Below are 14,864 nucleotides of genomic sequence, written 5' to 3'. Positions count from 1 at the left end.
GTTTGTTCCGAGCGGGGCTGGATGTATCCAGCAGTAACCTGCCATGGCGCGGCCTTCTCTGCCGCAGACAAAGGCTGTCGATGACCATTGCAAGAAAACTGGCCTTACTGGTCTTGAGCGCCATCCTGGGCATCGTGGTGATGACGGCGTGGTTCCTGGTCTCCGAGCGCAGGCTCATCCTGGAGGAGCGCCAGACCGGCGTGCGCCAGGTGGTGGAGGCCGCGCACGGCATCGCCACGCACTTTCATGAGCTGAGCACCAAGGGCGGCATGCCGGACGACGAGGCCCGCAAGCGCGCGGCGGCCGCCATCCAGGCGGTGCGCTACAGCGGCAACGAGTACGTGTGGATCAACGACATGCACCCGCGCATGGTGATGCACCCGGTGCGCCCCGAACTCAACGGCCAGGACCTGACGGCCAACAAGGACCCCAACGGCAAGCAGCTGTTCGTGGACTTTGTGCGCACGGTGCAGGCCAACGGCTCGGGGTTCGTGCCCTACCTGTGGCCCAAGGCGGGCAGCGACAAGCCGGTGGAAAAGACGTCGTACGTCAAAGGCTTTGCGCCCTGGGGCTGGGTAATCGGCTCGGGCGTGTACATCGACACCGTGGATGCGGCCATCTATAAGCGCGCGCTGGGCTTTGGCGCCATCGCACTGGCGCTGGGCGCGGCGCTGCTGGTGGTGGGCACGCTGATCTCGCGCAACCTGCTGCGCCAACTGGGCGGCGAGCCTGGCTATGCCCGCACCATCGCGCGCAGCATCTCCGAGGGCGACCTGTCGGTGGACGTGAACACCCGCACGGGCGACCAGTCGAGCCTGATGCTGGACATGCAGGCCATGCGCGATAGCCTGCACCGCATCGTGCAGCGGGTGCGCGAGGGCACAGAGCACATCGCCAGTGCATCGCGCGAAATCGCCCTGGGCAACCACGACCTGTCCGGCCGCACCGAGTCGCAGGCCAGCGCGCTGGAGCAAACGGCCGCGTCGATGGAAGAGATGACGTCCAACGTGAAGCAGAACGCCGACAACGCGCGCCAGGCCAGCGTGCTGGCGCAGTCGGCCTCCGAGGTGGCGCGCCAGGGCGGCGCGGTGGTCGAAAAAGTGGTGCAGACCATGGGCTCCATCGACGCGTCGTCGCGCAAGGTGTCGGACATTACCGGGGTGATCGAGGGCATCGCATTCCAAACCAACATCCTGGCGCTGAACGCCGCGGTGGAGGCCGCGCGCGCAGGCGAACAGGGCCGGGGCTTTGCGGTGGTGGCCAGCGAGGTGCGCAGCCTGGCGCAGCGCTCGTCCGAGGCGGCCAAGGAGATCAAGGCGCTCATCAGCCGGTCGGCCGAAGAGGTCAAGCAGGGCACCCAGCTGGCCCACGAGGCCGGCACCACCATGCAGAACGTGGTGGACAGCGTGCAGCGCGTGTCGTCGGTGATCGAAGAGATCAGCCAGGCCAGCCGCGAGCAGACCGACGGCATCGAGCAGATCAACCAAGCCGTGGCGCAGATGGACCAGGGCACGCAGCAGAACGCGGCGCTGGTCGAGGAAGCCACCGCGGCGGCTGCCGCGCTGCAGCAGCAGGCGAACGACCTGCAGCAGGTGGTGGCGGCCTTTCAGCTGCAGGCAGAACACGGTGGCAGTCCTGGGGCGCCCGCCCTGCCCGCTGCGGGAGCGCCGCGCCAGTTGCGGTGAACGGAGGGCTTGAGGGCAAGCGTGTCTCGATCGGGGATGCGTTGCAGCGTTGCCCGCCCGGTCACTGCGCTGCCCTGGCCTGCCCTGGCTTAACCTGCCCGGCCCAGCATGGACACAGACAAGCCATCAAGCCACGCATCGCGCAAGGCACCAACCGCCTCTTGCTATTAAAAATATAGCTATCAGCGCTTACCTATCAAGCGGTAGGCGCTCTTTTTTATCAAACTTTTCTGCGATCGAACTGTTTGGCGACAAAGGCCCAGATCAGGGCTGAGGCATCGGGCCCCACCGGGTCGCTGTACGGCTGGTCGGCCGCGCCGCCGCTCCACGCATGGGCCAGCCCCACCACTTCACGCAGGGCCACCACGGTGCGTCCGCGGGCCTTGAATTCGGTGACCTGCGTGGCATGCCTTTGGCCGCGCTGCAGGGTGCGCGCCGCCCCGGGACGTGCGCCCAGTTTCTCGGCCCACAGCGCCGCCGTGGCCGTGGCGTTGCGCACCGACACCACGTTGTCGGCATCGCCATGCAACAACAACAAAGGGGGCAGTACGGCCGGCACCGCAACAGCTGCGGCCGCCGTGGTGCGGGCCACCTTGGCAGGGCGGGCCATGGCTGGCCGTGCGCGCCCGGCGGGCGCTGCAGCCACGGGGGGCAGGGCCCCCGTCACGGGCTCCGGCAGCTGCGCCTCGCGCCGCCCGCCCATCGCCGCCATGGCAGTGGCCGCGGACTCCGCCGTACCCGGAGCCACGCCCGAGTGCATGGCGACGGCGCAGAACCGGTGCGGGTAGGTGGCCGCCATCAGCACCGCCATGCTCGCACCCGCTGACAAACCGGCCACGGCCACGCGCGAGAGATCCACGGGGTGGCGGCTCGCCACTTTGTCGACGGCAGCCAGGAGCGTGGCTGCTTCGGCCTCGGCCTTGCCGCTGCGGCGCTCGAACCAGTTCCAGCAGCCATGCGCATTAGCCACGCGCTCTTGCTCGGGGTACAGCACCAGAAAGCGCTCGCGCGCGGCCAGCCGGTTCATGCGCGACGACACGGCCAGGTCGCGCCCCGTCTGGCCGCAGCCGTGAAGCATCACCAGGAGCGGAAAGGTCTCGCCAGGCCGCGCCACCAGCCCTGGCGGCACGAAGAGGTGGTAGCGACGCGCCCCGGCTGGCCCCGGCGCCACGCCGGCCAGCCATTCGCCCCGCACTGCAGGCACGCGGGGCTTGCGGGCGCGGCTGGTGGCACTGCGGGGGGCTGCGGGTGCGAGCGCCGATGCCACAGCTGCTGCACGCAGGGGTGCCACCACCTTGACCACCTTCTTCTTGGGCGTGCGCACCGGCCCCGTGGCGCGCACCAGGGCCTTGAGGTTGCGCTGGTACGCCCGCGTCAGCGCTGACAGGGAGAACATGCGTGAACGTCGGGCCATGGGTGTGGATGAAGCGGTAGAGGCAGTGGCAGAGGCGGTGTCGGGGAGTCCCCGGTGAAGAGCACGCTGCAGAAAGACGTGATCGACAGATAAGGGAAAACCCTAGCCACCTTAACAGCATCTCGGGCCCTGCGCGCATCGACTATTAATTTGATAGCTGTCAGCGCTTTCCAGGTAAGCGGTAGAGGCCATTTTTTGCCATATTCCAAGTCCTTCAACTGCGCTGTGGACGGTGGCGCGCGACCGGTCTGCCCATCGGGCCTGCGGGATGTCCCAAATTGATCGAAACCTGTCCCACGGGGTTCGGACTTGCTCCTGCAGGCCAGGCACCATTGGCGCCATGCCTTGAACGATGGCATCCGCCCGGTCTCACTGCGATGTCCCATAGTGATGGCACCGTGATGACGCAGGACGGATGCCCGATGGATCACCCAGAAACCTACACACCAGGACCCACCGCCATGCGCACCACCGTCTGTGAACTCCCCCACCTCCCCGCACTGCTCGACCCCGCCTGGGCGGCGCTGTGCGCGCACACCCATGCCGAGCAGTCGGCGCTGGTGCTGCTGCCCGAGTTCGCGTTCGTAGAGCCCGTGTGGGAGACCCTGCCCCCGGACCCCGCCCGCTGGGATGCCGCCGTGGCACTGAGCGATGCGTGGCAGGAGCGCCTACACGAACTGGGCGCCGACTGGGTGGTGAGCGCGCGCCCTGTCACGGTGGACGGGCGTCGCCTCAACGAAGGTTTTGCCTGGTCGCGCCTGGGCGGCTACACGCCGCTGCGGCGCAAGTTCCACCTGCCCGACGAGCCGGGCGGCTGGGAGGCGCACTGGTTCGAGCGCGGCGACGCTGCCTTTCCCCGCTTTAACGCCGGGGCGCTCGCGTTCGGGCTCAACATCTGTTCCGAACTCTGGGCGCTGGACACCTACGGCGACTATGCCGCGCTGGGCGGCCTGCAGGCCATCCTCTCGCCCCGCGCCACAGCCGCCGCCACCACCGCAAAGTGGCTGGCCGTGGGCACCGTGGCCGCCGCACGCACCGGGGCGTACAGCCTGTCGTCCAACCGCGTGGACACCGCCGCCGGCACCTACGGCGGCGCAGGCTGGGTCATCAGCCCCGACGGTGTGCTGCTGGCGCGCACCTCGCCCGCACAGCCCTTTTGCACGGTCGACCTGGACCTGCAGGCCCCGGCCGCCGCGCAGGCCACCTACCCGCGCTACGTCTTTTCTTCGACTTCACCACAGCCATGACCTCAATCACTGCAGCTCCGCACCCCCTGAACATCGCCATCCTCGTCTTCGACGAGGTGGAAGCGCTGGACCTGGGTGGCCCCTACGAAGTGTTCACCACCGCCACCCGCATGCAGCAGCGCCTGCAGCCCGGCGCACCCGCGCCGTTTGCCGTGCAGTGCGTGGCCCGCAGCCTGGCGCCCGTGCAGGCGCGCGCCGGCCTGCGCGTGCTGCCGGACGCCGACTTCACCACCGCCACGGCGCCCGACGTGCTCATCGTGCCCGGCGGCGTGGTGGATGCCGCCGCAGCCTGCGCCCAGACCCGTGCCTGGGTGGCGCAGGCGGCGCGCGGCGCGCAGATCACGGCGTCGGTGTGCACCGGCGCGTTCATCCTGGCGGCGGCCGGCGTGGTCACCGACGGACCTGTGACCACGCACTGGGAAGACATTGCCGACCTGCGCGCGCAGTTTCCAGCGCTCGACGTGCGGGAGAATGTGCGCTGGGTGGACCGGGGCGCCCTGGTCACATCGGCCGGCATCAGCGCGGGCATCGACATGAGCCTGCACCTGGTGACGCGCCTGGTGAGCGAGGCGCTGTCAAAGCGCACTGCCCGCCAATTGGACACGCCATGGAACCCGCAGCCCTGACCCCACCCACCCCCATCCACGTCTACTTCGCCCTGCTGCCCGGCAGCCTGGTGCTGGACTGGGCGGGCCCGGCCGAGGCACTGCGCATCGCCAACCAGACCTTGCGCGCGCGCGGCTTGCCCGAGCGATTCGTGCAGCACTTCGTGAGCCCCACGCCCGAGTCACTCTCGTCGGTGGGGGTCGCGATCAGCGGGCTGGCACCGCTGCCCGACACGCTGCCCAGCCCGGCGTGGGTGGTGCTGGTCGGCCTGGTCGGCCAGCGCATCGACGTGAGCGGCCACGAGGCCCAGGCGCTGCTGCACTGGCTGCGCGGCCTGCGCTTGGCGGTCGGGCAGCTGGAGCTGGTGACCGTGTGCGCGGGTGCCGTGCTGGCGGCGCACGCGGGGCTGCTGACCGGGCGGCACGCCACCACGCACCATCTGCACCTGGACGAGCTGGCCGAGGTGGACCCGCGCTGCGACGTGGCCGCCAACCGCGTGTTCGTGACCGACGGACCGGTGTACACCAGCGCGGGCGTCACCACCGGCATCGACCTGCTGCTGCACCGCATTTCGGACCTTTGCGGCCCCACGGTGGCGGTGCAGGTGGCGCAGGCCATGGTCATCGTGCTGCGCCGCGGGCCGGACGACCCGCAGTTCTCGCCGTTTCTGCACCACCGCAACCACCTGCACGCCGCCCTGCACCGCGTGCAGGACGCCGTGGGCCAGCAGCCGCAGGCCGAGTGGAGCGTGCCCGCCATGGCCGAGGTGGCGCACACGTCGCCGCGGCACCTCACGCGGCTGTTTCTGGAGCATGCGGGCATCGCCCCGCTGGCCTACCTGCGCCGCATCCGCCTGGCCACGGCCGAGGCGGCGCTGCAGTCCGGGCGCAACGTGACGCAGGCGGCGCAGATGGCGGGCTTCAGCTCCGACACGCAGCTGCGCCGCGCCTGGCACCAGTTCGGCCGGGGCGGCACGCCCTCCCAGGGCGCGGGCCGGGGTCAACCCCACTGACCCACCGGGTGCCCGCGCAGTGGCCGCAGCCACGGCCATAATTGGCGCCATCGCGACTGCTGCCCCCACACCGCCATGAAAGAGCCCCCTCGCCCCGCCAACGAGGATGACCGCCTGCAGGCCCTGCGCCAGCTGCTGATCCTGGACACGCCGCCCGAAGAACGCTTCGACCGGCTCACGGCCTTTGCTGCCGAAGAGTTCGACATGCCCATCGTGCTGCTGTCGCTCATCGACGCAGACCGGCAGTGGTTCAAGGCCCGAGTCGGGCTGGACGTGTGCGAGACCGGGCGCGGCATCTCGTTCTGCGGCCACGCCATCCTGCAGGACGAGACCCTGGTCGTGCCAGACGTGGCGCTGGACGACCGCTTTGCCGACAACCCCCTGGTCACCGGCGAGCCGCACATCCAGTTCTACGCGGGTGCGCCGCTCAAGATGCCGGGCGGGCAGAACATCGGCACGCTGTGCCTCATCGACCGCACACCGCGCCAGCTGGACGAGGTGGACCTGGCCATCCTGGGCTCACTGCGCGACCTGGCCGTGGAAGAGCTGGTGCGACGCGCCAGCGAGGAGAACGCCGCATGAGCCAAAGCCCGCAATCGCAAGACATCCTGCTGGTCGAGCCCAGTTCGCTGACCGGCAGCATCATCGTGGCCACCGCGCGCCAGCTGAATTTGCCGCCGGTGCGCCAGGTCAACAGCGTGCGCAATGCGCAGCAGCAGTTGACGAACAAAGGCTTCTCGGGCGTCATCGTGTCGCTGGATGAGGTGGCCGAAGCGGTGGCCCTGCTGGAGCGGGTGCGCAGCGCCCAGTTCGCGGTGGACGCCCAGGTGCCGGTGGCCGTCACCACCGATCAGGTCGACGCCTCCACCGCCGTGCAGATGAAGGCCCTGCAGGTGCGGCGCGTGCTGCTCAAGCCCTTCAAGGTGCGGGATGTGATCTCGACGATCCTGATGCTCAGGGCTGCGGCGTAGCGCGCACTGGACTTTGCCCTTTTTAGGGCTCTACCGCTGGGTGAACAATCGGTAGATGCTATAAAAATAGTAGCTCCGCGATAGATTGCTGGACACGCAACTGGCCGACCTGCCGATCTGCCAACTGGCGAGCTAGCCAACTTGCAAAGCAATCAACAGGTCAAGCAGTCGAGCCGGCTATCGAGCCATACAGCGGGCACTCAGGCAGCCGGCCAACTGGAATCACCCACCGCCCGCCGCTCAATTGCCTGAGCCAGGCGCCTTAGTACACCTCTGGCACGTACATCGACGCAGGCACGGGCTGGCGCAGGTATTCGGGGTTGCGCACGCGCTCGGGCAGCACCACGGTGGGGTGCGGCACCTCTTCATACGGCATCTGCGACAGCAGGTGCGCGATGCAGTTCAGCCGCGCCTTTTTCTTGTCGACGGCCTGCACCACCCACCAGGGGGCTTCGGGGATGTGGGTGCGCTCGAGCATGGTTTCCTTTGCCTTGGTGTAGGCCTCCCAGCGCACGCGGCTCTCCAGGTCCATGGGGCTCAATTTCCACTGCTTCAAAGGGTCGTGGATGCGGCCCAGAAAGCGCAGGTGCTGCTCCTCGTCGGTGATGGAGAACCAGTATTTGATGAGGCGGATGCCCGAGCGCACGAGCATCTTCTCGAACTCGGGCACGGTGCGGAAGAACTCTTCGTACTCGTCGTCCGAGCAAAAGCCCATCACGCGCTCCACGCCGGCGCGGTTGTACCAGCTGCGGTCGAACAGCACCATCTCGCCCGCAGCGGGCAGGTGTGCCACGTAGCGCTGAAAGTACCACTGCGTACGCTCGCGGTCGTTCGGTGCGGGCAGCGCCGCCACGCGGGCCACGCGGGGGTTCAGGCGCTGGGTGATGCGCTTGATCACGCCGCCCTTGCCCGCGGCGTCGCGCCCCTCGAACAGGATCACCACCTTCTCGCGGCTGTGCTGTACCCAGTCCTGCAGCTTGACCAGTTCGCCCTGCAGGCGGAACAGTTCCTTGAAATACTGCTGGCGGGCGAGCTTGTCGGCGGCCGTGGGCGCGCCGATGTCGTCCACCTCGCGGTCTTCGATCTCCAGCTCCAGTTCTTCGTCGTAGCTGTCGATCAGGTCGTTGGCGATGCGCTGCATCAGTTCCTGGGTGTCGAGGGCGTTGTTGTAGAGCATGGGCGTCAGGGTCTTCACACAAAGAGCGCCATGGTGTCTTCGGCTGGTGACGCTGTCGTGACAGTTGAATGACAACCGCGTGATTTGTCACGGCAGCGTCACAACTGCGCACCATCATGCACGTCCGTGCCCACCCCTGCAACCCCCGCTCCCCCCAGCCCGCCTGTTCCGGGCGCCCTTCACGCCAGCCTCAACTACGGCGGCGATGCCGCAGGTCTCATCTGCGGCTATCTGCTGGGCGACGACGCCCTGCCGCGCGAGGTGGACTCCGTGCAAGCCGCCCAGTGGCTGGCCTTGCAGGCGCAGGGCACCGCTGCCGCAGCCCCGGGCGAGTTCCTGTGGCTGCATTTCAACCTGAGCCAGGCCCAGGCCGTGCGCTGGATGGAGCGGCACGCCAACTTGCCCGAAGCGTTCTTCGACGCGCTCAAGGACCGCTCGGTCTCCACCCGCATCGAGCGCGACGACGACACGCTGATCGCGGTGCTCAACGATGCGCACTTCGACTTCGCGTTCGAGCCTTCGGACATCGCCACGCTGTGGACCAGCGTGGCGCCGCACCTGATGGTGACGGGGCGCACGCGCCCCCTGCGGTCGGTGGATGCCTTGCGCACGGCGGTGCGCAGCGGGCAGGCGCCGCGCTCCAGCGTGGGGCTGCTGGCCGAGCTGATGCGCACGCAGGCGTCGGGCCTGGTGAACATCGTGCGTGGCGTGACGCAGCGCATCGACGATGTGGAAGACGCACTGCTGGCAGGCCGCCTGGACCACAAGCGCGCCCGCCTGGGCGTGCTGCGGCGGCTGCTGGTACGCCTGCAGCGGCTGCTGGCGCCGGAGCCTGCGGCGCTCTTTCGGCTGCTGCAGCACCCGCCCGCCTGGATGGGGGCGGACGACGCGCAGGAGCTGCGCGACTCGACCGAAGAGTTCTCGGTGGTACTGCGCGACATGCAGGGGCTGCAGGAGCGCATCAAGCTGCTGCAGGAAGAGATTGCTGCCAGCGTACAGGAGGCCAACAGCCGCAGCCTGTTCGTGCTGACGGTGGTCACGGTGCTGGCCCTGCCCATCAACATCCTGGCGGGCCTGTTCGGCATGAACGTGGGCGGCGTGCCGCTGGCGGACGAGCCGCACGGCTTCTGGATCATCGTGGCCGTGGTGGTGGCCTTCACGGCCGTGGCAGGCTGGCTGGCGCTGCGGGATGCGCGCGACCGGTGAGCGAAGGGTCAGCGGCCGCTGAGCTGCCGCATCAGCGCAGCGGGGCGATTGCGCGGGGCCTGTGGCCGGGCATGTCTACAATCGCGCCCCTTGCCCGCCTCCGATTCGCACTCCCCAGCCCAGCCCTGCCTGCCATGAACATCGTCGTCAACGAAGAACTCAAAGCCTATATCGAACCCCTGACCCCCGACGAGCACGAGGCCCTGGAGCGCAGCATCCTGGCCGAAGGCTGCCGCGATGCGCTGGTGCTGTGGGGCGATGTGCTGGTGGACGGCCACAACCGCTATGGCATCTGCCAAAAGCACGGCCTGCCCTTTCAGACCGTGCAGAACCCGCGTTTTCAGTCGATGGAAGACGTCCACCTGTGGATGATCGACCAGCACCTGGGGCGCCGCAGCGTGTCCGACTTCCAGCGCGGCGTGCTGGCGCTGCGCAAGCGCGAGATCATCGCGGACCGCAAGGCCCGCGCCACCACGGCGGACGAAACCACTGAGTCGGCCGCCAATGCCACAACCGATGCGTCCGCAGCCGCCCCCGAAGCGATGGCCGCACTGCCCGCGCCCGACCCGTTGAGCAGCCGCGAGGCCATCGCAAAGGCCGCCCGGCTGAGCAGCAGCCAGGTGGTGATGATCGAAAAGATCCAGAAGCAGGCCGCGCCCGAGCTGGTGGCCGCGGTGAAGTCCGGCACCATCTCCATCAACGCCGCTGCCGCCGTCGCCACGCTGCCTGCCGAGGAGCAGGTGGCCGCCGTGGCGGCGGGCAAGGACGAGCTCAAGCAGGCCGCCAAGCGCGTGCGTGAACTCAACAAGCGCAAGCCCAAGGAAGACGCCCCGTTGCCAGAGGCCGAAGGCGCTGACGCCGATACTGGTGCAGGCGCTGGCGCAGGCGCAAGCTCAGGCGCTGATGAACTGCAGGCACTGCGCCACCGCGTGGCCGAACTCACGGCTGAGAACACCGAACTGCGCCGGCAGCTGTTTCAACTGCAGGCGGCCCTGCCAGCAGACGGCGCGCCGTTCTAGGCACGGGTTTCGTTCGGCGCTGACCCCAGGGTGCCCGGCGCGCAGGCGGCAGGTCTGCCTGCCTGCGCTGCTGCAGGTCAGCCCGCGCTGCGCAAGGCGCTCAGGCGGTCGGAGATCAGGTCGATGTCAAGGCCGTCCTCGACATGGTCGAGGTAGGTTTCCAGGTCCACCACGGCCTCCGCAGTATTGCCGCGTTCGGCATGCGCCAGGCCCCGGTCGCGCCACTCACCCCAGGACTGTGGCTGCAGCACGATGAGGCGGTCCAGCACGCAGATCAGGCGCTGCCAGTCCTGCTGGGTGCGGTGCACCTCCTTCAGGTTGCGCAGCATGCGCGCAATGATGTCGCGCGGTGTGGCGGCCTGCAGGTACAGGCCCAGCGGCACGTCGTAGTCGTCCACCAGGCCGCTCTGGCGCTTGTAGGGCTCCAGCCGCTCGGACAGCTCCTCGCGGCTGAGCGACTGGCCCGAAATCGGGTCGAGCACCACCTGCCCCTTGGGCAGCAGTACCTTGACCATGAAGTGCCCCGGGAAGGCAATGCCACGCGCGTGCAGGCCCAGGCCCTGGGCCAGCTCCATCCACAGGATGGCCAGCGAGATCGGAATGCCCCGGCGCGTGCGCAGCACGGCGTTGAGGTAGCTGTTCTCGGGGTCGTAATAGTTGTTAATGTTGCCGGCAAAGCCCAGGTCGGCAAAGAAGAACTGGTTGAGCGTGCGCAGGCGCTGCAGCGCGGGCGCATCGACCGGCAGGCGGCGCTTGATGCGCGCGAGCAGCTGATCCATGTCGCCCAGCAGCAGCTGCACGTCCATTTCGGGGTACTCGTCCTGGGCGAGGCTGGCGGCGGCTTCCAGCAGCGGAAAGTGGTCGTCGCTCTGCACCAGCGATGCAAAGTACTCGAGCGAGGTGGGCACGGAAAGACTCAGGGGCATGGCGTTGTTGTAAGTGCACCCTGCCCTGGCGTCAAGCTGCACAAACCCAGGTTTTGCCAGGCTGTTACCAGGACCACCTGCATCAGCGCCGCAACAGCTGGCGCAGCTTGAGCCCAGCCGCCCACAGCGCGCCAAAATACAGCACCGCAGCGGCCGCCATCAGCGCCGCCAACAGCCCTATGCGCCGCAGGGTCTGCCCCTTCATGTCCACCCAGTCGAAATGCTGCGAACCCCAGAGCAGCAGAACGGCCAGCAAGGCGCTGGCGGCAATCACCTGCAGGGCGAACATGCCCCAGCCCGGAAGGGGCCGGTAGCTGCCGCGCCGCAGCAGGCCGATCAGCAGCCACATCGCGTTGACCAACGCACCCAGGCCGATCGACAAGGCAAGGCCAGCATGGTCCATGAAGCGCACCAGCGGGATGTTGAGCAGCTGCGTGATGACCAGCACGGCAATGGCGATCTTCACGGGCGTGCGCACGTCCTGGCTGGCGTAGTAGCCGGGCGCCAGCACCTTGATGGCCACGATGCCGATGAGCCCGGCGCCGTAGCCCGACAGTGCGAGCGCAATCTGCCCCACATCGTCGTCGGTGAGCTTGCCGTAGTGGAACAGCGTGGCCACCAGCGGTGTGGAAAAGGTCAGCAGCGCCACCGCGCACGGCACGGCCAGCAGCACCACGATGCGCAGGCCCCAGTCGAGCATGGCCGAGTACTTCTCGGCATCACCCGCCGCCTTGGCCGCCGTGAGCTGCGGGGTGAGCACCACGCCCAGCGCCACGCCCAGCAGTGCGGTGGGGAACTCCATCAACCGGTCCGCATAGAACAGCCAGGTCACGCTGCCCGGCGTCAGGTACGACGCGATCTGCGTGTTGATCATGAGCGAGATCTGCGCCACCCCCACGCCCAGCACCGCCGGCCCCATGAGCGTGAGCACGCGGCGCACGCTGGGGTCGGCCCAGGCGGCACGTACGGTGCCCCAGGTGACGCCGATGCGCGGCATGAGCCCCAGGCGCACCAGGGCCGGTATCTGCACGGCCAGCTGCAGCACGCCCCCCAGCATCACACCGCCGGCCATGGCGTAGATGGGCTCGATGCCGCGGGCCTCCAGCTGCGGCGCACCCAGCCAGGCCGCGGCGATCATGCACACGTTGAGCAGCACCGGCGATGCCGCGGGCACGGCAAAGTGCTTCCAGGTGTTGAGAATGCCCGCCGACAGCGCCACCATGGACATGAAGCCGATGTACGGAAACATCCAGCGGGTCATCAGCACCGCTGCGTCGTAGGCCTCGGCGTTCTGGCGCAGGCCGCTGGCCAGCGCCCATACCAGCAGCGGCGCGCCGACCACGCCCAGGATGCATACCAGCAGCAACACCCAGGCCAGGGCGGTGGCCACCGCGGAGATGAGCTTGTGCGTGGCTTCTTCGCCCTGCTGCGTCTTGGCGGTGCCCAGCACCGGCACGAAGGCCTGGCTGAACGCCCCTTCGGCAAACAGCCGCCGGAACAGGTTGGGGATGCGGAAGGCGACCTGGAAGGCGTCGGTCAGGGCGTTGGCCCCGAACATCGAGGCCATGAGCAACTGGCTCATGAGTCCCGTCACACGGGAGGCCAGGGTCAGCAGGGAAACGGTGGAGGCGGCTTTGAGCAATGACACCGCTGGAGTGTATTCCCCCTGTGCCGCTGCGCGGCTTCACCCCAGTGGGGACGCATCGGGCGGCACGGCCAAGCCCACACGCCCTGGGTGCGCCGGCGATGGCGCTGCGCCGGTTTTTGAGTGCGGTGGCATCTGAAACCCGCCCTGGGCTATAATCGCGGGCTTTGCTGGCATCATCCTCAGACTCAAGGAACTAAATCATGGCATCCGCTAAACCCAAGAAGAAGAACCCGCGCCTGGCGTCGGGCCGCAAGCGCGTCCGTCAGGACACCAAGCTGAACGCAGCCAACACCTCGCTGCGCTCCAAGTACCGTACCGCTGTCAAGAACGTCGAAAAGGCTGTTCTGGCTGGCGACAAGACCAAGGCGACCGAACTGTTCGCCAAGATGCAAGCCGTGGTGGACTCCGTGGCCGACAAGGGCATTTTCCACAAGAACAAGGCTGCTCGCGACAAGAGCCGTCTGTCTGCCAAGGTGAAGACCCTGGCTCTGGCAGCCGCTTAAAACTCATTTTCCGCCTGAATCACTTCAGGCAAACAGCCCGAACGGCATGTGCCGTTCGCCGTTTGTAACGGGTGCGCTGCCAGCAAACGAACAAAACCGCCTTCGGGCGGTTTTTTCGTTTCCGAACGCTTTGCGCCGGTTTGGCGCTCAATATCCAGAGCCGTCGCCCCAGACTGCACGCCATCAGGCTTTACGGCGAATTATGGATTGATCATAATTATTGGAATTTCATAAAAATTCATAAACTATGACGTTCCGCCGCACCGCCCTTGCCGAACAGATGGCCACGCAGTTGCTCAGGCCCTCGTTCCTGGACACGTCCCTGCGCTCCGGGCTGTTCCTGTCGGGCCAGCGGCGGGTGGGCAAGACCACCTTCCTCGCGACCGACCTCATCCCGGCGCTGGAGGCCCTGGGCGCCATCGTGGTCTATGTGGATTTGTGGAGCCAGCCCCAGGCCAACCCGGCGGACCTGGTGCACGAGGCCATCCGCAAGACGCTCAAGGAGCTGCAGACGCCCGGCTCGGGCATCTTGAAGCGCCTCAAGGACGTGGCCAGCGTCGAAGCCGGGGCGGCGGGGTTCAAGTTTGGCTTCAAGCTGGCCGACGTGGGCAAGGACGACGGCACCACCTTGGCCCACGCCTTCGAGGCACTGATCGACCAGGCCAGAACGGACGTGGTGCTCATCATCGACGAGGTGCAGCACGCCCTGGGCAGCGCCGACGGCGACCACCTGCTGCATGCGCTCAAGGCTGCGCGCGACGCCATCAACACCCGCCCCGGCACCCCCGGCTACTTCTTGTTCATCGGCACAGGCTCTCACCGCGCGCGGGTGCAGGAACTCACGCTCAAGGGCAACCAGGCCTTCAACGGCGCGGTGACCAATGAGTTTCCGGTGCTGGGGCGGGACTTCATCGACTACGTGCTGGAGCAGGTCCGCCCGCAGCTGGGCGCCATGCTGCCTTCGGCCGACGTCACCGAAGCCGCGTTTCGCAGCATGGGCAGCCGGCCGGAGGAGCTGATGAAGGCGCTCAACGTGCTGCGCAGCCTGCCCGCCGATGCCCTGCCGGACGAGCACCTGCCCACCATTGCGCAGTCGCTGGGCGCCGCGGCGGCCGATGTGGAACTGCAGAAGGTGGAGGCCATGGGCCCGCTGGCCGAGGCGGTGTTCTCGCGCATCTGCAGCATCGGCGGCGACGTGAAGGGCGTCTTCACCGGCGAAGCGCTCAAGACCTACGCCGCGCAGATCGGCCGCGAGGTCACGGCCCAGGAGGTGCAGGGCATCATCGGCATGATGACCTCGGCCAACCTGCTGATGCGTGTGAAGCACGGCCACTACGGCGTGACGGACCCGTTCGTGGAAAAAGCCTGGATGAACAGGCTGCAGGCAGACCATCTGCTGCGCGCGGGCCATGCGGGCAGCAACGCCCAGCGCTGAACCCCGGCGCTGCGC

The 14,864-nt window shown here is 67.9% G+C and carries 14 protein-coding genes; 10 read left to right on the top strand and 4 right to left on the bottom strand.

The annotated features are described in order from the left end of the window. Positions 1-80: 80 nt before the first annotated feature. Entirely contained in the window at positions 81-1,685 is a 1,605-nt protein-coding gene (locus ASF16_RS13695; protein ID WP_056167941.1) for a methyl-accepting chemotaxis protein, read from the top strand. 220 nt (positions 1,686-1,905) lie between these two features. On the opposite strand, the gene ASF16_RS13690 is transcribed toward ASF16_RS13695, so the two are convergent. Beyond that, a complete protein-coding gene (locus tag ASF16_RS13690; protein ID WP_056167938.1) occupies positions 1,906-3,099 on the bottom strand; it encodes a PHB depolymerase family esterase in 1,194 nt (397 codons plus the stop codon). Positions 3,100-3,560: 461 nt separating this feature from the next. On the opposite strand from ASF16_RS13690, the gene ASF16_RS13685 reads away from it, so the two are divergent. From ASF16_RS13685 to ASF16_RS13665, 5 genes are all read left to right on the top strand, one after another. Then, positions 3,561-4,346, top strand: coding sequence for a carbon-nitrogen hydrolase family protein (locus ASF16_RS13685; protein ID WP_056167934.1), 786 nt, complete (start codon positions 3,561-3,563; stop codon positions 4,344-4,346). Then, positions 4,343-4,972, top strand: coding sequence for a DJ-1/PfpI family protein (locus ASF16_RS13680; RefSeq protein ID WP_056167932.1), 630 nt, complete (start codon positions 4,343-4,345; stop codon positions 4,970-4,972). Before ASF16_RS13685 ends, ASF16_RS13680 begins: the two co-directional genes overlap by 4 nt. Beyond that, the gene (locus tag ASF16_RS13675) at positions 4,954-5,964 is read left to right on the top strand and encodes a GlxA family transcriptional regulator (protein WP_056167929.1); all 1,011 of its coding nucleotides are present in this window, start codon (positions 4,954-4,956) and stop codon (positions 5,962-5,964) included. The genes ASF16_RS13680 and ASF16_RS13675 overlap by 19 nt, the downstream gene beginning before the upstream one ends. A 75-nt stretch (positions 5,965-6,039) precedes the next feature. Then, entirely contained in the window at positions 6,040-6,546 is a 507-nt protein-coding gene (locus tag ASF16_RS13670) for a GAF domain-containing protein (protein ID WP_056167926.1), read from the top strand. Continuing rightward, positions 6,543-6,935 carry a hypothetical protein gene (locus ASF16_RS13665; protein WP_056167923.1) on the top strand — a complete coding sequence of 131 codons (393 nt, stop codon included), beginning with the start codon at positions 6,543-6,545 and terminating at the stop codon, positions 6,933-6,935. The genes ASF16_RS13670 and ASF16_RS13665 overlap by 4 nt, the downstream gene beginning before the upstream one ends. A gap of 262 nt (positions 6,936-7,197) precedes the next feature. Here ASF16_RS13665 and ppk2 read toward each other — a convergent pair whose 3' ends face one another. Then, positions 7,198-8,112 (bottom strand): polyphosphate kinase 2, encoded by a 915-nt coding sequence (gene ppk2 / locus ASF16_RS13660; RefSeq protein WP_056169174.1) that lies wholly within the window; start codon positions 8,110-8,112, stop codon positions 7,198-7,200. A gap of 126 nt (positions 8,113-8,238) precedes the next feature. Here ppk2 and ASF16_RS13655 point away from each other — a divergent pair, with 126 nt between their 5' ends. Both ASF16_RS13655 and ASF16_RS13650 read left to right on the top strand, forming a co-directional pair. After that, complete coding sequence (locus ASF16_RS13655; protein WP_156372070.1) at positions 8,239-9,318, top strand: transporter; 1,080 nt, start codon at positions 8,239-8,241, stop codon at positions 9,316-9,318. A 134-nt stretch (positions 9,319-9,452) separates the two neighbouring features. Continuing rightward, positions 9,453-10,337 carry a hypothetical protein gene (locus ASF16_RS13650; RefSeq protein WP_056167921.1) on the top strand — a complete coding sequence of 295 codons (885 nt, stop codon included), beginning with the start codon at positions 9,453-9,455 and terminating at the stop codon, positions 10,335-10,337. Positions 10,338-10,414: 77 nt separating this feature from the next. Here the strand turns inward: ASF16_RS13650 and ASF16_RS13645 are convergent, their stop codons facing one another. Together ASF16_RS13645 and murJ are read right to left on the bottom strand one after the other, a co-directional pair. Beyond that, positions 10,415-11,263: a SirB1 family protein gene (locus ASF16_RS13645; RefSeq protein ID WP_056167918.1), complete on the bottom strand. Its 849-nt coding sequence runs from the start codon at positions 11,261-11,263 to the stop codon at positions 10,415-10,417. A gap of 82 nt (positions 11,264-11,345) precedes the next feature. Next, positions 11,346-12,911, bottom strand: a complete 1,566-nt coding sequence (gene murJ / locus ASF16_RS13640) for a murein biosynthesis integral membrane protein MurJ (protein ID WP_056167915.1) — start codon at positions 12,909-12,911, stop codon at positions 11,346-11,348. Positions 12,912-13,111: 200 nt separating this feature from the next. Here murJ and rpsT point away from each other — a divergent pair, with 200 nt between their 5' ends. Further along, the gene (gene rpsT / locus ASF16_RS13635) at positions 13,112-13,414 is read left to right on the top strand and encodes a 30S ribosomal protein S20 (protein WP_056167912.1); all 303 of its coding nucleotides are present in this window, start codon (positions 13,112-13,114) and stop codon (positions 13,412-13,414) included. 247 nt (positions 13,415-13,661) lie between these two features. Next, complete coding sequence (locus tag ASF16_RS13630) at positions 13,662-14,849, top strand: AAA family ATPase (protein ID WP_056167910.1); 1,188 nt, start codon at positions 13,662-13,664, stop codon at positions 14,847-14,849. The last annotated feature ends 15 nt before the right edge of the window (positions 14,850-14,864 follow it).

It is taken from the genome of Acidovorax sp. Leaf78, from assembly GCF_001422735.1.
Lineage (GTDB): Bacteria > Pseudomonadota > Gammaproteobacteria > Burkholderiales > Burkholderiaceae_C > Acidovorax.
The sequence above is the reverse complement of the archived record's forward strand: the minus strand, read 5'-3'. Positions and strand labels throughout refer to the sequence as shown.